This window comes from Archangium lipolyticum, assembly GCF_024623785.1.
Classification (GTDB): Bacteria; Myxococcota; Myxococcia; order Myxococcales; family Myxococcaceae; genus Archangium; species Archangium lipolyticum.
Window position 1 is genome coordinate 255,516 of the sequence record NZ_JANKBZ010000011.1, and the last position, 21,621, is coordinate 277,136.

At 70.2% G+C, this 21,621-nt stretch carries 17 protein-coding genes; 3 read left to right on the forward strand and 14 right to left on the reverse strand.

Annotated elements, in window-relative coordinates:
* Positions 1 to 10: 10 nt before the first annotated feature.
* From NR810_RS24420 to NR810_RS24460, 9 genes are all read right to left on the reverse strand, one after another.
* Positions 11 to 640 carry a hypothetical protein gene (locus NR810_RS24420; RefSeq protein ID WP_257455778.1) on the reverse strand — a complete coding sequence of 210 codons (630 nt, stop codon included), beginning with the start codon at positions 638 to 640 and terminating at the stop codon, positions 11 to 13.
* Positions 637 to 1,206: an orotate phosphoribosyltransferase gene (pyrE, locus tag NR810_RS24425; protein WP_257455780.1), complete on the reverse strand. Its 570-nt coding sequence runs from the start codon at positions 1,204 to 1,206 to the stop codon at positions 637 to 639. Before pyrE ends, NR810_RS24420 begins: the two co-directional genes overlap by 4 nt.
* Positions 1,203 to 2,045 (reverse strand): ParB/RepB/Spo0J family partition protein, encoded by an 843-nt coding sequence (locus NR810_RS24430; protein ID WP_257455781.1) that lies wholly within the window; start codon positions 2,043 to 2,045, stop codon positions 1,203 to 1,205. Before NR810_RS24430 ends, pyrE begins: the two co-directional genes overlap by 4 nt.
* Before the next feature lie 73 nt (positions 2,046 to 2,118).
* Complete coding sequence (locus NR810_RS24435) at positions 2,119 to 2,832, reverse strand: bactofilin family protein (protein WP_257455783.1); 714 nt, start codon at positions 2,830 to 2,832, stop codon at positions 2,119 to 2,121.
* 3 nt (positions 2,833 to 2,835) lie between these two features.
* Positions 2,836 to 3,162, reverse strand: coding sequence for a bactofilin family protein (locus tag NR810_RS24440; protein WP_204227579.1), 327 nt, complete (start codon positions 3,160 to 3,162; stop codon positions 2,836 to 2,838).
* Between the two features lie 48 nt (positions 3,163 to 3,210).
* Positions 3,211 to 3,555, reverse strand: coding sequence for a bactofilin BacN (gene bacN, locus NR810_RS24445; protein WP_108076791.1), 345 nt, complete (start codon positions 3,553 to 3,555; stop codon positions 3,211 to 3,213).
* A 63-nt stretch (positions 3,556 to 3,618) separates the two neighbouring features.
* The gene (locus NR810_RS24450) at positions 3,619 to 4,455 is read right to left on the reverse strand and encodes an alpha/beta hydrolase (RefSeq protein WP_257455785.1); all 837 of its coding nucleotides are present in this window, start codon (positions 4,453 to 4,455) and stop codon (positions 3,619 to 3,621) included.
* A 17-nt stretch (positions 4,456 to 4,472) separates the two neighbouring features.
* Positions 4,473 to 6,347 carry a tetratricopeptide repeat protein gene (locus NR810_RS24455; RefSeq protein WP_257455787.1) on the reverse strand — a complete coding sequence of 625 codons (1,875 nt, stop codon included), beginning with the start codon at positions 6,345 to 6,347 and terminating at the stop codon, positions 4,473 to 4,475.
* A gap of 20 nt (positions 6,348 to 6,367) precedes the next feature.
* On the reverse strand, positions 6,368 to 8,833 hold the full coding sequence (locus NR810_RS24460) for an ATP-binding protein (RefSeq protein ID WP_257455788.1): 2,466 nt from the start codon (positions 8,831 to 8,833) through the stop codon (positions 6,368 to 6,370).
* 223 nt (positions 8,834 to 9,056) lie between these two features.
* On the opposite strand from NR810_RS24460, the gene NR810_RS52625 reads away from it, so the two are divergent.
* The gene (locus tag NR810_RS52625; RefSeq protein WP_257455789.1) at positions 9,057 to 11,159 is read left to right on the forward strand and encodes an OmpA family protein; all 2,103 of its coding nucleotides are present in this window, start codon (positions 9,057 to 9,059) and stop codon (positions 11,157 to 11,159) included.
* A 39-nt stretch (positions 11,160 to 11,198) separates the two neighbouring features.
* Positions 11,199 to 12,797, forward strand: coding sequence for a hypothetical protein (locus tag NR810_RS24470; RefSeq protein ID WP_257455790.1), 1,599 nt, complete (start codon positions 11,199 to 11,201; stop codon positions 12,795 to 12,797).
* 31 nt (positions 12,798 to 12,828) lie between these two features.
* Here NR810_RS24470 and NR810_RS24475 read toward each other — a convergent pair whose 3' ends face one another.
* Positions 12,829 to 13,998 (reverse strand): collagen-like triple helix repeat-containing protein, encoded by a 1,170-nt coding sequence (locus NR810_RS24475; protein WP_257455791.1) that lies wholly within the window; start codon positions 13,996 to 13,998, stop codon positions 12,829 to 12,831.
* Positions 13,999 to 14,095: 97 nt separating this feature from the next.
* Positions 14,096 to 14,890, reverse strand: a complete 795-nt coding sequence (locus tag NR810_RS24480) for an alpha/beta fold hydrolase (RefSeq protein WP_257455793.1) — start codon at positions 14,888 to 14,890, stop codon at positions 14,096 to 14,098.
* A 111-nt stretch (positions 14,891 to 15,001) separates the two neighbouring features.
* On the opposite strand from NR810_RS24480, the gene NR810_RS24485 reads away from it, so the two are divergent.
* Positions 15,002 to 15,997, forward strand: coding sequence for a hypothetical protein (locus tag NR810_RS24485; RefSeq protein WP_257455794.1), 996 nt, complete (start codon positions 15,002 to 15,004; stop codon positions 15,995 to 15,997).
* Positions 15,998 to 16,046: 49 nt separating this feature from the next.
* On the opposite strand, the gene NR810_RS24490 is transcribed toward NR810_RS24485, so the two are convergent.
* The 3 genes from NR810_RS24490 to NR810_RS24500 form a co-directional block, all read right to left on the reverse strand.
* Positions 16,047 to 18,254, reverse strand: a complete 2,208-nt coding sequence (locus NR810_RS24490) for a site-specific recombinase (RefSeq protein WP_257455795.1) — start codon at positions 18,252 to 18,254, stop codon at positions 16,047 to 16,049.
* A gap of 112 nt (positions 18,255 to 18,366) precedes the next feature.
* A complete protein-coding gene (locus NR810_RS24495; RefSeq protein WP_257455796.1) occupies positions 18,367 to 19,302 on the reverse strand; it encodes a DUF2381 family protein in 936 nt (311 codons plus the stop codon).
* 90 nt (positions 19,303 to 19,392) lie between these two features.
* Positions 19,393 to 21,465, reverse strand: coding sequence for a serine/threonine protein kinase (locus tag NR810_RS24500; RefSeq protein WP_257455798.1), 2,073 nt, complete (start codon positions 21,463 to 21,465; stop codon positions 19,393 to 19,395).
* Positions 21,466 to 21,621: the final 156 nt, after the last annotated feature.

Here is a 21,621-nt window from a genome sequence, read left to right on the forward strand (position 1 = left end):
GGTGCGCGCGTCAGTGCGCGTGCACCCGCATCTCCACCTTGCCGAGCGAGGAGGCCATGCGCAGCACCACGCGCTCGGTGTTCGGGAGGATGACGGGCTTGCCGTCGGGGAACGTGGTGGGGAAGCGCACGCGGTAGCCCACCCAGAAGGTGCCCAGGTACGGGTAGAAGGCCCGCATGTCCTGATCCGCCCGGCCCAGGCGCTCCACGCTGAGGGGCCGGACCTCTCCCTGCGGCGTCACCAGCACCACGTTCCAGATGGACGAGGGCCGGTCGAAGTCCTCGTACCGGTAGTTGTAGACGTGGACGCCGAGGAAGAACTCGTGCGTCTTCACCGCCTCCGCCATCTCCTGCGTGAGCAGCTCCCGGACGCGATCCTGCGTCAGCGCCTTGAAGGTGCCCGTGCGCTGGATGCGGGCTTGGCGGAAGGCCTCCGTCTGCAGGGTGGCCGCGGCGAAGAGCACGGTGTCGAAGCCGCTGTAGAGCTCGTCTCGAGCCGTGTACCGCTCCAGCACCTGCTGGTAGGCCAGCTCCTCCCGCTCGTCCTTGAGCGCGGGAGGGGGATCTCCCAGCGTGGGAGGCGTGGAGACACAGCCCGTGAGCGCCATCAGCAGCGCCCCGAGCCGCAACTGCGTCTTCATGGAATGAAGTCCTTGCGGGTGTACAGGGTGAAGAGCCGGTGTCCGGCGGCCTCGACCGCCTCGCGACCACCCTCCAGTCGGTCCACCAGCGCGAACGCCCCAAGTACCCTCAGTCCTTCCAGCTGCGCCCGCTCGATCGCCTTGAGCGTGGACGCTCCCGTGGTGACCACGTCCTCCAGGATGGCCACCGGCGCACCGGGAGAGAGGGCCTTCATGCCCTCGATCCACTGGCCCGTCCCGTGGCCCTTGGGCTCCTTGCGGACGATGAAGGCATGCACCGGCGTGCACGCCAGGTAACTGGAGAGGCTGACGGCCGAGGCGAGCGGATCCGCCCCCAGCGTCAGGCCTCCCACCGCCACGGCCTCCGAGGCCTCCCGCCGCACGGCGTCCAGCAGCAGCCGGCCGATGAGGAAGTGCCCCTCGGCCAGCAGCGCCGTGCGCTTGCAGTCGATGTAGAAGTCCGACTCCTTGCCGGACGAGAGGACGACCTTGCGCCGCTCGAAGGAGCGCTCGGTGAGCAGCTCCAGCAGGCGGGCCCTGTCACGCGCGAGCGTGTCCACCTTCACAAGCTCTCCAGCCAGGCCACGAGATCCGAGGAGTAGCGCAGCTGCGTGAGCAGCTCCTGCTTCCGCGTCTCATCGAGGTCGGCGAACACGTCCGCCAGCAGCGCCAGATCCTGGTTGAGATCCACCAGCCGCTGGGTGGCCTCCGCGGCCAGCTCGTCCGCGTCGACCTCCTCTTCCACCATCTCCGGCGCCAGCGACTCGTCGTCGGCCAGCGCCTTCTCGAACATGTCCCGGGCGATGGGCGTCAGCCGCCCCTCGGCCTCGAGCTGCGCCCGCTTGGCCTCCAGATCCTCCCGGCTCACCGGCGAGGCATGCATGGCCGAGGCGAGCGCCATGAGCAGCGCGTCCTCGTCCGAGAGATCCGTGTGCAGGCGCGCCAGCACGCGATCCCTCTTGAGGAAGCGCAGCGCCGCCACCCGGCGGAAGCCGGAGATGATCTGGAAGCGATCGGGCGGCTTGAAGCGCACGTCCACGGGGTAGAGCTGCCCCAGCCGGGCCAGATCCGTGGCCAGCGCGGACAGATCCCCCACGGGGCGGATCTGGAAGGTGGTGTCCTCGTCGATCCGCTCCAGCGGAATGTGGGCGGGAGCCACGTGCCCGCGGCGGCGGGGCGCGACGGCCTCCACGACCTCGGCGGGAGTGGCGGACGGCTGGGCCGCGGCGGCCCCGGACGTCCCCTCACCCGCGGAAGCCTCCGCCGCCCCCTCCTGCACGGAGGGAGAGGCTGCGGACCCGGACGCGGCCGACTCGGGAGGGGTCGTCCCAGACGACTCCTCCCCCGGGGTGCTCGGCTTCGCGTCCACCTCGTCGATTCTGTTCTCGGCGCTCATGGCGTTCATCGGCACCCCTGGTATCGACCCGTCCTAGCGCCGCGACGGCGGTGCGGCGGCGCGACGGAACCACCACAACGCTTTAACGGCCCTTCTTCTTCACGACGACCTTCTTCCTGGCCGCCTCCGCCACCGTCGGCGGGACTGGCGCGGCGGGCGGCGGCCGGGGAGGCTCGGGCCGGGCAGGCGGCTCGGCGGCCCTGGAAGCGGGCGGCGCGGGCGGTGCCGGACGAGCAGCGGCGGTCGCTCCCGGAGCCGGCGGCGGTGCCGGACGGGCGGTGGGCGCCGTGGCGGCCGAACGGGTCGGAGCAGCGGCGGCGGGCGCCGTGGGACGCGCGGCGGGCAGCGCCGGACGGGCGGGCACGTTGGTGCCCGGACGCACGGCGGGGCGCACGGCCGTCGGACGCGGCAGCGCCGGACGATCCGCGGGCACGCGGCCCGGCTCCACCTCGCCCATGTCCACGCGGCCGCGGAAGCTCGCACCATCGACGATGATGACGCGCGGGGCATGGATGTCGCCCACCATGCGGCCCTCGCGGGTGAGCTCCACGCTCTCGGTGGCGTTGATGTTGCCCACCACCACGCCGCTGACGATGGCGTTCCTCACCGCCACGTTCGCCTTCACCACGCCCGTGGGCTCCACGATGAGGGTGCGGCTCAGCGTGAGCTCGCCCTCCACGCGGCCGCGCACGGTCAGATCCTCGTCACCCGTCAGCTTGCCGCTGATGAGGATGGACTGACCCACCACGGTGTTGTTGACGGTGGCCCCTGGGGCCAGTTCCTTCGCGGTGGCCAAGGATCAGCGCTCCTTCGGGATGTCCATGTCGACGTTGCCCTTGAAGGAGGCGCCGTCGGCGATGAGGATGCGCGGGGCCTTGATGTCGCCCACCACGCGGCAGTCCGTCTTCAGCTCCACCTTGTCGGTGGCCGCGATGTTGCCCGTGACGCGGCCGGCGATCTCGACGTTCTGCGTCTCGATGTCCGCCTCGACGACGCCGCTGCCCTCGACGTACAGGCTCTCCTTCAGGGAGATCTTCCCCTTCACCGTCCCCTGGATGACCAGATCCTCGTCGCCGGAGATCTCACCGTCGATGACAATGCTCGAACCAATGACCGTATTCGCCATGAGTGTTGTCCACCCCTCCCGGAGGGTTCTGCTGGCCCCAAGGCCCGTTTAGATGTCGTCCGGCAGCTTCACGTCCATCTCGATGGACCCGTTGAAGACCGCTCCGTCCTCGATGACCACGCGCGGCGCCTTGATGTCGCCCGCGACCTTCGCCGAGGCATTGATGGCCACCCGGCCCGAGGCATCGATGTTGCCGCTCGCCTCGCCGTTGATGGTCAGCTCCTCGGCGCGGATGTCCGCCTGGACCTTGCCGGTACCCTCGATGGTCAGGTGGTTCTTCAGGGAGATCTGCCCCTCCACCCGCCCCTCGATGATGAGATCGCCGCCACCCGTGAGGTTCCCCCGGATGACGATGCCCTTGCCGATGATGCCCGTCTGCTCGCCCTGTGCCATGCGGTGACCCTCGGAGGCGTCCTCGCCCATCGAAGTTTGCGCTGTAAGGAATTGGAACCTACGTCAGAGATGCGAAGAGATCCAGTTGCTGATGTCACCCTGGACCTCCTCCTTGCCGAGCTCGTTGAGGGGCTCGTGGCGCATCCCCGGATACACCTTGTACACCTTGTCCTTCGAGCCCACGGCGTCGAAGAAGAGGCGTCCGGCTTCCACGCTCGCCACCCGGTCCTCCGCCCCGCAGAGCTGGAAGAGCGGCACCTTCACCTCCGGAGCGATCGACATCACCCGGGCCTGGGCCTCGGTGGCCTCGATGAACCAGCGCGGCGTCACGATCTGATTGTAGAGGGGGTCCTGACGTGCCGCCTCCTGCACCGCCTCGTCCCGGCTGAGATCCTCCATCGACAGCTCGGTCTTGATGGGCATCCACGGAAGGACCCTGCCCACCGCCCGGGCGGCCACCAGCTTCAGCGCCGGGGGAGTGATGGCGAGCTTGAAATAAGGCGCGGACAGCACAACGCCGCTCACGCCCTGAAGCCCGCCACGCCCCAGCAGGTGGACCGTCATGAGCGCGCCATGGCTGTGCGCGAGCACGAACATCTTCCGCCCCTCGGCCGCGCGGCGTACCCGCTCCCAGAAGGCGGCCAGGTCGTCCAGGTAGTCCGGCCAGGAGGCGCAGAAGCCGCGGCGCCCGTCGGCGCGGCCATGGCCGCGATAGTCGAAGCCATGGACGGCGTAACCCTGGGCCGTGAGGGCGTCGAAGGTGGTGCGATAGCGGCCGATGTGGTCGCCGTAGCCGTGCACCACCGCCACGTGGGCACGGGGTTGCTCCGGCTGCTCGGACATCCAGAAGAGCCGCAGCCCGTCCTTCCCAGTGAAGAAGCCCTCGTCGAGTCGCGCCATGGTCACTGCCGAGGACATTAGCGATCCGCCGCACCGGTGGATAGCAACTTCAGCTTGCGCTCGATGAGGGCCCGTTGCTCGGGCGGCTCGGCGGCTTCCGGATTGAGGGCCAGCAGGTCCAGGGCGCGCTTCCAGGCGCCGGCGGCCTCACCCGAGCGTGACACACGGTGGTAGGCGTCGCCCAGGTGCTCGAGGATGACGGGCTCGTCGGGCTCCAGCTCCGCCGCGCGCTCCAGGGCCTCCACGGCGCGGGGGTAGTCACCACGCTGGTAGTGGATCCACCCCAGCGAGTCGAGGAAGGAGCCGGTATCCGGGCGCAGCTCCAGGGCGCGCCGCACCAGCCGCTCCGCCTCGGTGAAGTCCCGGCCGCGCTGGGCCAGCACGTAGCCGATGAAGTTCATGGCCGCGGCGTTGTCCGGGTCCAACTGGAGCACGCCACGCATCCAGGTGAGGGCCCCGTCCTCGTCCCCCTGCACCAGCAGCACGTTGGCCATCGTGTAGCGCAGGGCCGGCTCGCGAGGGTGCTGCTCGATGGCGTCGCGCAGCAGGGTGAGGGCCTCGGAGGCGCGTCCCTGGCGCCGCAGGGTGGAGGCGAGCGCCTCGTAGAGGTCCGGCTCCTGCTTGCGGCCGAGGGCCTCCTTGAGCACGGCCACGGCGCGCTCGGGCATGCCGCCGCGCTCCAGGGCCCGGGCCTGCTGCACCCACAGGCCCATGTCGTCGGGACGCTCGGCGAGCGCCTCGCGCAGCAGGGCGAGCGCGGTCTCGTGGTCGCCCACCTGGGAGAGGCAGCTGGCGCGGCGCACGCGCGCGTCGAAGAAGAGCTCGGAGGAGACGGGCACCTCGGCATAGGCCCTGGCGGCCACGTCGAAGTGATGAAGCCGCTCGTGCACCAGGCCGGAGTAGAAGGAGACGCGGGGGGAAGCCCCCCTGCCCTTCCGGGCACCATCCAGCACCTGCATGGCGGAGGACATGTCCCGCGCGGAGAGGAAGGACAGGGCCACCCGCACGGCGAGCTCCGGATCGTCGGAGAGCGACAGCAACCGGTCGAAGTACGCCCGCGCCCGCACCGACGAGCCCTGAAGCAGCGCGAGCCGGCCCGCGTTCATCAGCACCGCCTGGCTGTCCGGGTCTCGCTCCAGCGCGCGGGCCAGCGACTCCTCGGCCTCGGAGACGCGGCCGGCCTTCTCCTGGAGCTGCGCGAGCGTGGTCAGCGCCTCCACGTCCCCGGGGTCTCTCTCGATGGCCTTCGCCAGCAACACACTGGCCCGGGCACCATCACCGCGCTCGGCCAGGGCCAGTCCCAGGCGCCGGTAGCCGACGGACTCGCCGGGCAGCGCCGCCGCCAGTTCCTCCACCACCTTCACGGCCTGCTCGTTGGCGCGGGAATCCAGGTAGAGCTGCGCGAGGACGAGGTAGGCCTCGGGCTCGCGGGGCTGGAGCTGGATGGCGCGGCGCAGGTGCAGCCGGGCCCGCGAGGGCTTGCGGGACTCCATCAACACGCGCCCCAGCAACAGCCGGCTGGCGTAGTAGTCGGGGTGTCGCTCCACCGCGCGCCGCAGCTCGCGCTCGGCCCGCTTGAGCTCCCCCAGGCGCGCGTACTCCTCGCCGAGCCGCGTGAGGAGGAGCGGCTCGTTCTCGTCGGTGGCCAGCGCCAGGCGCAGCTCGTCCACCGCGCTCCGGTGGTCCCCCGAGAGGCTCGCCAGCTCCGCCCTCAGGTAGTGCGCATAGCTGGCGGGCGAGGCGGTGCCGACGTCATTGGCCGCCGCGCGGATGGCCTCGCTCATGGCCGACCGGTCCACCGCGGGCCGGCGCGAGGCGGGGGCCGCGGCCGCCCCCAACCCGACGAGGGCCAGGAGGGACACGGCGCGGGTGAGGGTTCGGCTCGGGCGCACCCCCCGAGTCTAACCCGGGGCTACAGCTTCGGCACGGGGGCGGGCGCTCCCAGCCGCTCCAGGATGCGCTCCGCCGGCTCGCTGTCGTGGCTCACGTCCGCCACCGCCGAGCGGTACTCCACCCCTGTGTGCTTCTCGACATCCGGCAGCAACCGGCCGATGACGTTGCGTCCTGCTTCAACATTGCACTCGGGCAGGACGACGGCGAGCACGCCCTCGCCCAGGTGGCCGAGGATGTCCTGGGTGCGCAGGCGGGCGCGCATCACGTCCGGCACGCCGCGCAGCGCGTCGTCGAGCACGTAGCGATCCGGGCGGAGCACGGCGAGGCTCACCGGCCGGCTGTAGCGCCGCCCGCGGCTCACCTCGTGGTCCAACCGCAGCATGAGGCCGCGCCGGTCATAGAGCCCGGTGATGGGATCGTTCCCGCTGCGCCGCATGAGCGTCGAGGAGGCGCGCTCCAGCTCCGCCTCGGCCTTGCGCAGCTTGAGGGCGCGCTCGGTGCGGCCCAGCAGCTCCATGGCGTTGAAGGGCTTGCTCATGTAGTCCACCGCGCCGAGGTTGAGCGCGCGGACCTTGTCGGCCACGCCCTGGTGGGCGGACAGGAGGATGACGGGGATGCTGGCGGTGTCCGAGGAGGACTTGAGGGCCACCGCGGCGTCCAGGCCGTCCAGCTTGGGCAGGAAGACGTCCATCACCACCAGGTCCGGCTTGGAGGTCCGCGCCCGGGCCAGCCCCTCGGCACCGTCGCGTGCCACGTCCACGCGGTAGCGCGAGCGCAGCACCTCTACCAGCACGGCGGCGATCTCCGGCTCGTCCTCCACCACCAGCACGCGCGGCTGCTCGGCCGTCTCCTTGTTGGGGAGGTTGCGCACCGCGCGGCTCACCTCCTGCGCCAGCGGCAGGGTGAAGATGAACGCGGCGCCGCCCTCGGAGGGGGCCTCGGCCCAGATCTCCCCGCCATGCAGCTCCACGAACTCCTTGCAGATGGCGAGCCCCAGGCCCGTGCCACCGCCGCCCTTGGCCCCGCTGCGGTAGCGGTCGAAGACGAGCGGCAGCTCCTCGGCGGGAATGCCCTTGCCGTCGTCCTGCACCACGATGCGCGCCACGTCACCGTCCGGGCGCACCAGCCGCGAGGCCTTCACCACCACCTCGCCCGCGTCCTGCGCGTGGTGGATGGCGTTGGTGATGAGGTTCTGCAGCACCTCGTGCAGCTTCAGCTCGTCACCGATGAGCATCAGGCTCTCGGTGGTCTCCGCCCTCAACGCCACCCCGCGCTCGGCGGCGAGGATCTCCAGCTCGGTGACGCTCTCCTTGCAGAGCACGGAGATGTCCAGCACGCGCGGCTCGATGGACAGGCGCGCCACGTCGCCCTTGCCGCGCTCCAGCAGCGATTCCATCAGGCCGAGGATCTTCCGGCCCTGGCGGATCATCGCCTCGGCGGACTGCTTCTGCTGAGGATCCAACCCGCCCTCGAGCAGCAGCCGGCCATGGCCCAGCAGCACCTGCAGCGGGGCGCGCAGGTCGTGACTGCACACGGCGATGATCTCGTCCTTGAGCCGGTTGAGGTCCTTGAGGCGGCGGTTGGCCTCGCTCAGCTCGCGGTAGCGCTCCACGTAGGCCAGCTCGAGCTCGTCGCGCTTCTTCTTGAGCGCGGTGTGCAGGCGGGCGTTGCGGATGCAGTTGGCGAGCGCCGCCGCCACCGCCTGGGCGAACTCCTGCTCGTCCCGGCCGAAGTTCTCCGAGCCCCGGGAGATGCGCAGGAAGAGGGCCCCGAGCAGCTCGTCCTGGCACACCAGCGGCTGCACGAGGATGCAGCGCACGCCCAGGGACTTGAGGGCGGGGCGCACCTCCTCCATGAGCGGATCCCGCTCGGGCTCGTCCACCAGCACCGCCTGCCGGGTCTCCAGGGCCCGGCGCAGCTCGGGGTAGCGGGCCAGGTCCACATCCAGCGACAGGCCGGGATCCTCGAGCGTGGCCACCACGCTGGCGGTGCGGGCGTTGATGTCCTCCACCAGCACCACGGAGCAGCGGTCCGCGTTGATGACGGAGCCCACCTTCTCCACCGCCAGCCGGAGGATCTGCTCCAGCTCCAGCGAGCTGGTGGCCGCCTGGGTGATCTCCAGCAGCCGCTCCGTGCGGTTGCGGGTGCGCTCCATGAGCTTGCGCTCGCGCAGCACCGACTCCAGCCGGGGCGCGAGCTCCTGGAGGTTGCGCACCCAGTCATCCACGGGCAGCTTGCGCAACACCTCCGAGCGCGAGCGGGTGAGATCCGCCAGCACCCGCACATCCCGAAGCCGGGCATCCTGGCGCACGGCGGCGAGCGCCTCGGCGGCGCGCTTGCCCGTGGTCGCCACGAGGATGGCGTCTGGCTGGAGTGACTCCGCCAGCTTGGACAGCTCCGCCATGTCCTCGGTGATGGCCCACTGGAAACCGCTTTCGGACAGGTGCGCGAGCACGGCGTCGTTCGCCGCCTTGGCACCGATCACCAGGACACGGCCACGTGACCCCGCGAGTTCAGCTCTCAACGAAGTCCTCGCATGCCAGGCCCTGCGTGGCCATGTGGAGAGACCGGAAATATTTCAAGAAAGCGTCAACCGTCATACGCGGGTCCGAATCATGCCGCCGAAGCTGCCAGGGGGCCAGCGTGTCGGACTCGACGGGTCCGAGCAAGAATTGTGAGGAGCCCCCCCCCGCGTATACTCGGCCGCCGTGCGACTTCCGCGACCTTCGCTGTCCTCTCTTCCTCTGAACCCCCTGCTGCTGACGGCCCTCCTGGGTACCGGCGCGGCGCGTGCGGAGGCCCCCCCCGCGTCCACGACGCCCCCTCCGGCTCCCCCGGCCGCCCAGCCCGCGGAGGTGAAGACCCTCGCCGCCCCGGCCGCCCCCCGGACGACCCCATCGGTTGGCTCCGAGGACCTGTTCCACACCCCCGCGACCTCCGGCAATGGCTGGAACTCCCCCGGGAATCTCCGCCGCTCGGCCACCCCCACGGGTGGGGTGGGACTGCTGCGCGTGGCGGGCGCGGACCTCGGGCGCCGCGGGCTGCTGCGCCTGTCGCTCTCCAGTGAGCTCTCCTCCAGCGCCGACTTCCCCGTACAGGGTGCGAAGAACTCCCGCACCGGCGGCACCTTCGGTCTCTCGTACGTGCCGCTGGACTTCCTCGAGGTGGCGCTGGCCTACACGGCCTCGGCCAACAACAACACGCGCTCCTCCCCCACCCTCATCCAGGCGCTCGGCGACGTGACGCTCGGCGTCAGGGCCACGAAGCAGTGGATTCCGGGGCTGTGGGCCGGCGGGGACCTGCGCGTCATGACGTTCTCCGGCGTGGGCAGCCAGGACAAGGTCGCCTTCGGCTTCTCGCCCCGGGCCATCGCCACCTATGACACGGGTGGAGTGCTGCCCCTGCCCGTGGCCCTGCGCGTCCACGCCAACCTCGGCCTGCTCGTGGATGGCACGGGCTCGCTGGCGGACGCCGAGCGGCTCAACGCCGCCGAGGAGTACGCACTGGGCATCAACCGCTACCCGCGCTTCACGGCGGGGCTCGGGGTGGAGGCCCCGCTGCCGTTCGTCACCCCCTTCCTCGAGTACGGACTGGCGTCCCCGCTCGGCGTGGAGGGCGGCCAGCTCGTCGCGCCGGACGGGACGCTCGTGCCCGTGGGCCGGGTGGCGCCGCAGACGCTCGGGCTGGGCGCCAGGATGACGGCCCTGCCGAACTTCACCTTCACCGCGGCGGCCGAGCTCGGTCTCACGCGGCAGGTGGGCCGGGGGGTGACACCCGTCGTGCCCTTCAACCTGGTGCTCGGCGCCTCGCTCAACGTGGATCCGCTGGTGCAGACGGGCGCCGTTCCGCGGGCGATGACCCAGGCGGAGACCCCGGCACAGGTGACACCGGTGACGCCGGTGACGCGCCCGCAGACCGCCGCGGCCGTCCAGACGGCCCAGGTGTCCGGCGTGGTGCTGGACGCGAAGACGCGCCAGCCGCTGCCCGGCGTCCTCGTGGCCATGGTGGACTCGGCGCTGCCGCCGGTGGCCTCGGATCCGCGCGATGGCCGCTTCCTCACCTATTCGCTGCCGAGCGGCCCGGTGAAGCTCGCCGTGCGCAAGGAGGGCTACCTCCCGCTGGAGAAGGAAGTGGTGCTGAAGGCGGGTGAGACGGCCACCGTGGAGCTGGCGCTCGTGGCGGAGGTGAAGCCGGCGACGCTCAACCTCGCCATCACCTCCAAGCGCAAGCCCGTGTCGGCCACGCTGGCCTTCCTGGGCGGCCCCGAGCCCCGGCAGGTGGCCTTCTCCGACGGCAACGCGGCGTCCCACAAGCTGCAACTGCCCGCCGGCCTCTACCGGGTGGAGGTCACCGCCCCCGGCTTCCTGGCCCAGACGCGCGGCGTACAGGTCGCGGACGGCGCCTCGCTGGAGCTGGCCTTCGACCTGGAGCCCGAGCCGAAGCAGTGGCAGGTGAAGCGCGAGAACGACAAGCTGGAGCTGCTCCAGCCGGTCCGCTTCGCGGAGGGCAAGGCCACGCTGCTGCCGGAAAGCCACCCGCTGCTCTCGCAGGTGATGGACCTGGTGGTGCGCACCGGCATCAAGCGCATCCGCGTCGAGGCCCACACCGACAACCAGGGCAACAAGGAGACCAACCTCACCCTGTCGAAGGACCGGGCGCGCGCGGTGGCGGACCACCTCGTCAAGGCGGGGCTGGATCCCTCGCGGATCGAATCCGAGGGCTTCGGCGACAGCCGTCCCATCGCCCCCAACCTCACGCCGAAGGGCCGCGAGCTGAACCGGCGCGTGGAGATCGTCATCCTGGAGCCCTGATGCCGGCCAGGTGGCGCACGGGCTAGACTGCGCGCCACCATGTCAAACCGCTCTCCGAGCCGGGTGCTCGCGCGCCCGGCGCTGCTGCTGCCACTCCTCTCGCTGGCCTGTAACAACCCCCCGCCCGTCACCACGCCCGACCCACCCCAGGTCAGCATCATCGTGGACGAGCCGAGCACCGTGGGGACGAGCCTCAAGCTCTCCGTCTCCACGTCCGGTTGTGACCAGGTGCAGCGCGTGGACCTGCTCGACAACAATGAGCTGCTGAAGCAGGTGGCCTACGCGGGCAACCCCACCCCGGTGGTGCTGGGGATGAGCGAGATCCGCTACTCGCGCGGCATCGCGGCGACCCTGTCGCTCACCGCGCGCGTCACCTGCGCCGACGGACGTACCAACGTCTCCCAGGCGCAGCCGGCCACGTTCCTGCCGGTGGCGGAAGTGGTGGAGCCCACCTCGGCCACCGACCAGGTGGTGCCGGACCTCTTCATCGCCGAGGGCCGGGAGTCCCAGGGGAACGTGGCGTTCATCGGGTGTGCCCAGGAGGGCAACGGACGCTCGGGGCTCTACAAGGTGCCGAGGAGCAACCCGGACAGCACGCAACGCGTGGAGATGATCATCCCGTGCGCCCGTAACACGAACATCACCGACCGGAGGCCCGCCAGCACGGGCTGGCGCTGGGTGTGGACGCCCAACACGGGGTTCTTCTCCGTCAGCCCGCAGTTCACACTGGGCACCGCGGTCCGCGTGAAGGTGGATCGGCTCACGGTGCTGCCCAATGGAGATGCCCTGGTCTGGGACGAGGGCGAGGGTGGCACCCCGAAGACCCTGGCCCGCTACAACCCCGCGGGCACGAAGCTGTGGGAGCTGGCGGGCGGCTCCCCGGACGCGAGCAAGGACATCCCGGGCTTCCTCATCGGCGAGCCGGTCGACCGGGGGGATGGCACCATCGCCGTCCCGGTCCAGAGCGGCATTCCCGGCAGCGAGGCGGAGATCATGGTGGGGTTGGTGTCCAGCGCCGATGGACGGTGGACCAGCTCCTTCTCCCTCATCGACACCCAGACGCCCTTCAACGCCCCGGCGCCGGCGGTCGCGCTCGACTCCACGGGCACGCGGCTCTACATGGCCACGCAAGGCACGAGCGCCGCATACGTGCGCGCCTGCGCCATCACCGGCATCTACGGTGAAGCGGGGCGGTGCGACCCGCCGACCAACCGCAAGTGGATCTCCCCGGATCTGACGGGACAGGTGGCAGCCCTGGTGCCCTATGCCAGTGGCACGCGGCTGGCGGTCATCGCCACCAACCGGACCTGGTTCCTGGACACGGCGACCGGGCAGGTGGTGAACAAGGACAAGCAGCCCCTCTCGCCCACCGGCGCGCTGGTGGCGCAGCAGGTGCTGCCGGGGCTGGACCAGTCCTTCTATCTCTTCACCAGCGGGGTGCCCACGGAGTCTCAGCCCATCCCCTACCCCGTGGAGATCATCGCCACGGACGGAGCGGAGAAGGGCGAGGTGTTCCGCTACCAGGTGCCGGGCGGGAGCATCGCCGGAGCCACGGACGACGCGGGCACGCTCTGGCTGCGCGTGGGCCGCAAGCTGGTGAAGCCGCTCTCGCTGGAGCAGTACCGGCAGGTGCGCTGAGCCGTCTCCCGCCACCTCCCGGCCGAGGGGCTCACGGACAGGAGGTGGCGCCGAAGTCCGCGTCGTAGGTCCCCAGGCAGACATACCTGCCGGTGGAGTTCTCCTCCTGAAGGGCGCGGCCGTCGAGCCGGGTGTGGCCGATGCGCACGTCGAAAGTCCTCGCGCGCCAGATGCTCGCGAACTGCCCGATGAGGATGGAGTTCTCCACGGTGAGGGAGTGGCTCGTGGTGTCACTCGCGGTCACGAAGGTGGAGATGCCCTGGGAAGAGGCCGCATTGCTCCCCTGCAGGCGGCTGTTGCGCACGCTCCCGTTCCCTCCGCTGACGAGCAGCCCGATCGCCAGCTCTCCACCGCTGGCCGAAGCCTGCACGTCGACGAGCGACACCTGGTGATTGCCATCCCTGCTGGCGATGCCCCAATTCCGCGTGCCGTCGATCGCGCTGGCGCTCACGTCGTTCAGCTCGACGCTCCCTCCGGCCAGGCTGATGCCATGGTTGTCGGAGCCGCTCCGTCCCTCGAAAGAGGAATCCCTGAGCGTGACGGCGCAGGACACGCAACGGAACCCGGCGACGTTGCCGCTGGGGGCGGACGCGAGCGCACGGACGTTCTCGAAGCTCCCCTTCCCTCCATGGAGGAAGACGGCATACGTGCGCTCGGTCCCATTCGACGCCTTGGCGTCGATGTCGTGGAAGCCGAAGTCCGTGTTCTCGCTGTAGACGGCCATGGACAGCGCACCGCCACCGGTGTTCTCCACGCTGAGCGAGCTCATCACGGCGCCCGAGGCCCCCACCACGGTCCCCACAGCCGTGACACTGGAGGAGCGAAGCGTGGTAAAGCGCCTGCCGGAACCCTCCAGGTGGATGTTCGGCTTGAGCAGGAGTGGCGAGGCCCCGAGGTCATAGAGACCCGGCTCGACCTTGATCCGCCAGGCCTGGCCATCCGGGATTCCCGCGATGGCGTTGCGCAGCGCGTTTCCACTCTCCAGGGCGGTTCCCGCGGGGCCGACCACCTTCGTGCGCACGTACATCACGCCTGGGGGACCCTCGAGCCCGGTATCGCCCTTGTCGCCCTTGTCTCCCTTCTCCCCCTTGTCACCCGCGGGCCCCTGCGCCCCCGGCTGTCCTGCCGCTCCTTCAGGACCCTGGGGCCCGGGCTGGCTGCTGCAGCCAGCGAGAAAGACGCACAGGACAGCACGAAACACAGAGGCTCTTGGATTCATGGAGGATTCCCGCGAAAAACGAGCCACATACATATCCGAGGAAAAGCACTCGCAGGAAGACCCTCAACCCAATGACTCCTCACGGGGCGCCAGCCGCGGGTGGGCGGGTGCCCTCGCGCAGGAAGGCCAGCGCCGTGTGCACGAAGGCCTCGCGGTACTCCCCGAAGATGGGGCCATGCCCCGCGTTGGGGACGATCCAGAGCCGCGCGTCGGGGATGGACCGGAATAGCTCGAGCGACAGCTCGGGCGGGTACAACGGATCATGGTCCCCGTTCACCACGAGGGTCGGCGCCACGATGGTCGACAGCAGCGGGCCCGTGAAGTTCATGTCGTCGTAGCTGTTGGCGAAGCCGCGTCCGATCCGCCACAGGGCGCGAATCTGCTCATCACCGTGGACGTGGCGGCCCCGCATCTCCGCCCACTCGGCTGGGGACCGGGACTCCTCGGTCATCGCCGCCATCAGTTTTCGTGCCTGGGCGGGGTAGTACGGCGTGGCCGCGGCGATGACCATGCGCCTCACACGTTGGGGGAACAGCGTGGCCAGGTGCAGGAGCGCGTTGCCCCCGAAGCTCAACCCGATGGCCAGCGGCTGCTCGATGCCGAGCTGGTCGAGCAGCGCCAGGACGTCGAGGGCGCACTGCCGTATCGTCAGGGTTCCGGAGGGATTGGTCGACCTGCCGTGGCCGCGCAGGTCGGGGAGGATGAGCTGGAACTCCCGCGCGAGCGCGTCGAGATCGAAGACGTGCCGCCAGTCGGAGCCCGCCCCCGTGAAGCCATGGAGCAGCAGCAGGGGCTCTCCGTGCCCGCGGACCTCGTAGGACAACTCGATGCCGTGAACCGCCAACGACTTCCGCTCAGGTGAGGTGTCGAGCAAGGTCTGCCTCGCATTCGTGGGGCACCCCATGGAGCTTCCACTCCCTCCCATCCGCGTGCAACCTGAGGCCGCCTTCCAGGTTGGAAGAGCCACACACGAGGGGAATCAAACATGAAGCGGACATGGAAGACGGGCCACATCCTGGCAGGCGGATTGTCGATGCTGGGCCTCATCGCGCTCCCCGGCACTTCGCATGCGGCCCTGACGGTGTACGAGCAGGCCGCGGTGGACACGGCCAACTCCGCACCGGCCTGCACGTCACTCGGGGACTTCTACTGGGAGGTGGGGAATGGCACGGCGAAGCGCTTCGGCTTCTCACGAGGCAGCAACGTGTCGGAAACGACGGTGATGCCGCTCGCCTCCGCGAGCAAGTGGCTCTACGCGAGCGCCTACCTGCAGTCCAAGGGCTACGCGAACCTGAGCACGGCCGAGAAGAAGCGGCTCAACTTCACCAGCGGCTACCTCGAGCGCACCGACACCATCTGTGGAGACGCGGGGACGACCGTCTCGGACTGCTACGGTCCGAGCTACAAGGACGTCTCGTACCGCATCCTCCAGGACGGCCACTTCTTCTACGACGGCGGGCACATGCAAAAGCTCGCCCTGGATGACATGGGAGGGAGGACGGGCACGGGACTGGTCAGCGTCATCGACTGGCTCAATGCCCAACTGGGCACCAGCCTGCCGCAGACCCCGAGTGCCGTCGCCGTGGCCGGGGGGTTCTGGGGCAGCGCGGCGCACTACCGCGTCTTCCTCCAGAAACTGCTCGGCAACCAGTACGCCATGTCCGTGAGGTTGAATGCCGATGCCGTGCCCGCCTACCCCGGTGGCCCCGGCGTGACGTATACGCCGTGGACAGCGGCGGGCCAGGCGTATTACGGGCTCGGACACTGGTTGGAGCGCGAGTCCGTGAACAATGCCTGGAGTGTGACGGGCCACTCTTCGCCAGGGATGTTCGGGTTCTACCCGTGGGTGGATGCCGGGAAGAGCCAGTACATGCTCCTGGCCCGCGCCCGCCTGAACACCACCGGAGGCGAAGGCGAGCTGTCACGCGCCTGCGCGCACGAAATCCGCAAGGCCTACGAGCTGGGGGTTCCGCGGCCCTGAGCCCCGAGGTCCGGTGCCGGACGCCCTCCCCCTCTCGCGGCCGGACATCTCAATGGGTGCGCGAGGAGCAGTCCTCTCCCTGTGTCCCCTGACGGGAGGGGCGCGGGCGTTCCGCCGACCGCACACCATACGGTGAGGAAGGCCGATGGACCGGGAGCAGGGGCTGGGGCGGGAAGATGAAGCTGGAGAGGGAGCGGAGGCCACCAGCGAGGACGGCGCAGGCCAGGCGAAGGAATCCCACCGGCGCCAGCCCTCGAGCCCGCACCGCCGCGGAGAGTCCCAGGGAGAAGCTCACCGCCAGGTTCACAACCCCTACCAGGGCGATGCCCAGCACCGCCCAGAGGAAGTCCGGCTCCACCAGGCGCTCGGGCCCCAGCGTCACACCCGCGAAGGAGAGTGTTCCAGCACTGAGGGTGACGTGCCGCACGTCCAATGACAGACCGAAGAAGCGGCACACGGCGGGGGTCATGCCCAGCAACAGTCCGAGGCTGACATTCGCGCCCAGGCCACACGCATGGCGCGCGAGCGCCTCACCCAACCCTCTCGCCCGCGCTCCACCCAGCAGGCCGACCAGGGCCTGGTGACGCGCGAGCGCCTCCGGCAGGCGCCTGTAGTGCACCCAGTTCTCCAACCATCCCCCGCAGATGCTCGAACACCACAACAGCACTCCAGTGAGGGCGGCGAAGAGGAGCGTGCCACTCTTCAGCGGGTGGAGCGAGCGCACCACGTACTCCGCCTCCTTCACGTCCAGCAGCGGCTGGCCCCGGAGCGACTGGAGGACGACGCCCACCAGGGTGACGGTGGCGACCACCGCGCCGAGGTTGCCGAAGACCGAGGCCAGCTGGGAGCGGGTGATGCACGCCAGTTGCTCCACCAGACTGTGCATGCCCTTGTCGCCGGCCTTCACGTCCATCGAGGCCGCCAGCGCCGCGGCCGTCATGGAGGGCTGCTTGGTGGCCAGGGTGAAGCCAAGCAGTTGGATGAGCAGGAATCCGAGGGCGTAGTTGGTGGCGGCCGCCAACCCCTCGAAGAAGAGCGGCAGCGCCGCGAAGGCGATGAGCAGCTTGAACGCCGCGGTGCTCGCGGTGAGCAGCCCTCCACCCGCCGCAGCGCTCACCATCTGGTGGTACTCGTCCTGGGTGGTGGTGATGTAGTGACGGCCCACCTCGCCCGTGTGCTCGAAGATGCGCCGCGAGATGCAGCGCACGCTGCTGCGGAACACCCCCATCACGCTGCGCTCCTGCTCGTGCGCATGAACCAGACAGGAGAGCAACCGGGTGGCGGCTCCCGGCAGCGCCTGGGTGCGATCCGGAGCGAGGAACCACAGCAGGGGCTCCAGCCGGTCCAACGCATGACCGAGCTGCTCCAGCCGGTAGACGAGCTCGGTTCCCACCGCGTGCGCATCCATGTGGCGCAACACGCCCTGCACGGCGGTGCGACAGCCGGAGAGGGCCTCGGCGCAGGCCTCACGCGCCTGCTCCACCGCGAACCCCTCCGGGTCCGCCCGTACCGCCACCCGCAGGGCCTCGCATGCACGCGGAAGGCGGACGAAGGGAGAGCACTCGAGCGGCCCCGGCGGTAGCCTCGCCAGCACGTCGCTCTCCAGACCCAGGGCACTCGCGCGCGTGGCGAGCACGACCACCGCGTCCTCCACCGCCGCCTTCAACGGGGAGAAGGACGGCGAGCGCAGCAGGGCGCAGAGGGCCACCACGTGCTCTTCGGACAGCTCGTCCAGCCAGACCTCCCCTTCCTCACCGGGGAACAGGCGCCATACCAGTGGAGCCAGGTCGTGCTCGTCCGGCGCGGGGGGCACCAGCCGGCATCCGAGCCGCGCCACGGCATCCCCCAGCAGGCTCCGGCCGGCGGACAGGCCCGGCTCGGTGAACAGCCTCAGCGCGGACGTCTCGGCCAGCACCGACGCGACGACACCGCGCAACTTCTCGCACCACGAGGGCACCTCGGCGAGCACCTCCACCAGCAACCGCAGGCGCGCCGAGCCAGAGGACTCCACCGCTCCCAGCCGCCCGCGCCGCGAGGGGGTGGCGCCACGTGTCCGAAGCCAGCGGGCCAGCTCTTCCAGCCACGCCATGCGCTCCGCCAGCGGCGCCCGGGGACGGGCCGAGGACATCAGCGCCTGCAGCTCGCTCAGTCGCTCCTCCGCCTCGGGAGTCTCCGGATAGTGGGCGAGCAGGCGTTCCAGCAGGGATGGGTACGGATCGGGTTCGGAGCGCGGGGCCTGAACGGGGCTGGAGATCATGGACACCGGAATCTTTGTCCCCAAATCAACAAAACGCGAAATGGGGTGGCCAAGCCTGCCTGTCCCGCGGGCCAGCCCGTTACAGCCAGGCAGGCGGAGTCCGGGTCGGCGCTCACGGGAACGTCACGCCCCGAAGGGTGACGGTGCGCAGCCCGTTCGCCTCTCCCAATCTGAGGACATAGGCGCCACGGGCCTGCTCCTCCGTGGCCTCCGCCTCCACCACCACGAGGCCCCGCTCTTTTCCGGGAGAAATGGGCGCTGGTTGCCACACGCGCAGCACCCGCAGCGGCGCGCCGCCCTTCCCCACCAGCGCCGCGCCTTCCGCATCCACCGTCCAGGGCTGCACGCTCGTGTTCTTCACCTCCAGCGCCACCGCCACCCGTCCCTCGGCACGGTAGCTGTAAGCCTTGTTTCTCTTGAGAGCCTCTCCGGGAGGCTGTCGAGTCGTGTCGAAAATGTCCTGTGCCGCGATGCTTCTCGTGCCCTCCACCAGCCCGGAGTCGATGAGCCCGGCAATGCCTCCGGGACTCTTCTGCTCTGTCTGGGTTTGCGCCAGCCACGCTTCGCACCGCTCGGCCCGCTCGTGCTCCTGTCTCGCCTCCAGTTGAAAGGACTCGGCCGAGCGCGGCTGGCGGTACACATTCACCTGCGGCTCGGCCCGGGTGGGGTGCACCACCAACCGGAAGGTGGCGCTCGTCGGCACCGCGCCATCCGCGAAGCGCACCGTGAGGAGTGGTTGCGTCCCCGGTGGCAGCGCCCCCGAGGGCAGGAGCATGACGATGCCCGTGGCCTCGTCTACTGTTACCACCCGGAAACGCTCGCGTGCCTCCAGCACCACGCCCCCGCGCAGCAGCGGCGCGTTGAACACCAGGGTGGTGGTGAGGCCGGGGCTGATGCGCACCTCGTGCACCTGCCCGGAGCTGTCCGCCGTCAGCTCGAGGTGGCGAGCGGTCACGGCGTCCCAGATTTCGGACGGGGGCTCGGCGAGGACAGGCGTCGTGGCGAGGAGCGCCAGCAGCAGGGGGGCGGTGGGCAGCGGGCAGGGCATGGGGCGTACTACCTCCGGAGTGCTCTGGGAAACAAGCACCTCCTACGTCGCCCCTGCTCTTCCGTCCGCCCTTGTCCGCTGCCGGGCCTTCTACTCGAAACGCTCCACCGGCATGACGCCTTCGGAGTATGAAATCAGCGCGGTGCCCGGCTTCTCGCCCGGCTTCACCTGCTTGCCCCCCACCCCCACGTCGCCGCCCCGGTCAACGAGCACCATGCAGATGGGGTACGTATGCCCATCCGGCGTGTGGAGTTGGGTGAAGCGGCCGTAGATGCGGTCCGCGCCGAAGAAGAGCTCTCCGGAGACCACGTTATCTCCCGCGGGCAGATTCGTCCGGGTGGGCTCGATCTCCATCGTGGTGCCTGGCCCCTCGCGCACGGGAACGAATGTCTCGTTCTCGTCCTGGTTGGGGAACTCGGCCCCCAGATTCCTTCCGATGCGCAGGCCCAGTTCCTTCATGGTGCGCAACGAGCCGGGCGGACACTCGGTGGGAGCGGGGAGGGACCGCACCTGGACGGCGGTGGTGGTGGGGCCGGGACAACCGGTGGCGAGGGCGCAGCCGAGGAGGGCCGCCCCCGCCTTCACGGCCGTGGAGCCCGAGTCCATGGATGGCTGCTGCTGGGTGCCCTGGGGATCCTTGCGAAATGTACTCACGCGCGTGTCCTGGGATTGCGTCGCGCTGGCGACGGGCGCGGGGGTTTCCGCCGCTTCGGGCGCCGCGCCGCCGTCACCTTCCAGCCGCCGCCACGGGGGCGCCACTTCCTGGCCACCCGGCTCCAGGGTGATGGGGTAGAACTCCGGCGGTAGGACGGCTCGGGGTGTCCCCACCGGTGAGGTCGTGGACATGGAGGGACGTGGTGGAGAGGGCACGGCGAGCCACACGCCCAGACCCAGAGCCAGCACCGCACTGGCAGCATGGAGCATCCGACGCGAGCGCACGGCAGACGTGTCCGGGGCATGCGGTCGCACCGACGTGTCGGACGGCACGGAGTCCCTCGGGGCATCCTCGTTTGCCAGTGGAACCACCGTGGGGTCGGCTCCAGGCGGCTCCTCTCCAGGCATGCCCTGAGTGGACACCTCATCCGGCGGACGCGGTTTGCCCCTCACGGGCCGCTGCGCGTAGGAGGCCCGGCGCTCGTAGAGTGCCAGCAGGTCCACTCCTCCCCTCCACATGTCCTCCTGCCACGCGGTGGTGGCGTTGTGGTGACTCCAGGCTTCGCACAGCGGCACCTTCCACGTCTCATCCGCCTGCTTCACCACCTCCTCCAGCGCCGCCTCCACCGCCCGTGCGTCCGCGTACCTCTCCCCGGGCTGCTTGCGCAGCATGCGCCAGCACACTTCCCCCAGCACCCTGGGCACTCGCGGGTTGAGCTCGTGCGGCACCCTCGGCTCCTGGTGCAGGATGGCGTGCACCAGCTCGCCCTCTCTTCCCCGGAAGGGCAGCCCACCGGTGAGCAACTGGTAGAGCTCCACGCCCAGGGCCCAGAGATCATCGTCCGGAGTGGCGCGCGAGTCCTCCTCGCCACGCCAGGAGCGCCACACCCGGGGGCTGAGATAGGGCCAGGTGCCCGGGGGCACGGGCCCCGTCACCGTGGGAGCGCCCTCGTACGTGGCCACCCCGAAGTCCACCAGCACCAGCCGACGCTCGCCGTACACCAGCAGGTTGGGCCCCTTCACGTCCCGGTGGACGACTCCGGCCGCGTGTACCGCCCCCAGCAGCCGCGCGGCCTGACGCACCAGGTCCGCCACCTCGAGCGCGTTGGGGTTGTTCTCCCGGACCCACGCGTCCAGCGGCAGCCCGCGCACATAGGGCGTGACGATGAACAGGAAGCGAGGCTCGCGGGCGGGCCACAGGCCATGCCCCTCCAGCGGCAACCCTCCCGCGCGCCACAGCTTCATCATGACGTCCAGCTCACGCCGGGCCCAGGACGCCGCATGCGGCAGGGAGACGAACTTCACCGCGAACAGCAGCTCCTCACGCCGGGCGCGGAACACGGTGCCCTGGCCGCCGCTGCCCAGCGTGGCCTCCAGCCGGTAGCCGGCCACCTCCATCCCCACCTGGGGGAGGTGCTGCTCCAACGCGTTGCACCGCATCCCGAGCAGATGCGGCACCCGCTGCCGCACCTGCGCATCTCCTGGCCGAAAGGGCGGGGCTTCGTTCATGCACTGCACCTCCGAAGTGGTGCAGCGTAACATGACCGCTGGCGACTGGTAGACGTGCGCGTGTGCCTACCGGACGAACACGGGCGCGGACACGTCGACGGAGTACGGCACCACCGCCGCGCCAACGGGCTAGTATGGAAGTCCCCGTTAGAGGCC

What these genes read in the sequence shown, in the direction of transcription:
- NR810_RS24430 (WP_257455781.1), bottom strand. Translation starts at nt 2,045, where the DNA reads ATGAACGCCATGAGCGCCGAGAACAGAATCGACGAGGTGGACGCGAAG.
- NR810_RS24485 (WP_257455794.1), top strand. Translation starts at nt 15,002, where the DNA reads ATGAAGCGGACATGGAAGACGGGCCACATCCTGGCAGGCGGATTGTCG.
- NR810_RS24440 (WP_204227579.1), bottom strand. Translation starts at nt 3,162, where the DNA reads ATGGCGAATACGGTCATTGGTTCGAGCATTGTCATCGACGGTGAGATC.
- NR810_RS24450 (WP_257455785.1), bottom strand. Translation starts at nt 4,455, where the DNA reads ATGGCGCGACTCGACGAGGGCTTCTTCACTGGGAAGGACGGGCTGCGG.
- NR810_RS24500 (WP_257455798.1), bottom strand. Translation starts at nt 21,465, where the DNA reads ATGAACGAAGCCCCGCCCTTTCGGCCAGGAGATGCGCAGGTGCGGCAG.
- bacN (WP_108076791.1), bottom strand. Translation starts at nt 3,555, where the DNA reads ATGGCACAGGGCGAGCAGACGGGCATCATCGGCAAGGGCATCGTCATC.
- NR810_RS24420 (WP_257455778.1), bottom strand. Translation starts at nt 640, where the DNA reads ATGAAGACGCAGTTGCGGCTCGGGGCGCTGCTGATGGCGCTCACGGGC.
- NR810_RS24495 (WP_257455796.1), bottom strand. Translation starts at nt 19,302, where the DNA reads ATGCCCTGCCCGCTGCCCACCGCCCCCCTGCTGCTGGCGCTCCTCGCC.
- NR810_RS24490 (WP_257455795.1), bottom strand. Translation starts at nt 18,254, where the DNA reads ATGATCTCCAGCCCCGTTCAGGCCCCGCGCTCCGAACCCGATCCGTAC.
- NR810_RS24470 (WP_257455790.1), top strand. Translation starts at nt 11,199, where the DNA reads ATGTCAAACCGCTCTCCGAGCCGGGTGCTCGCGCGCCCGGCGCTGCTG.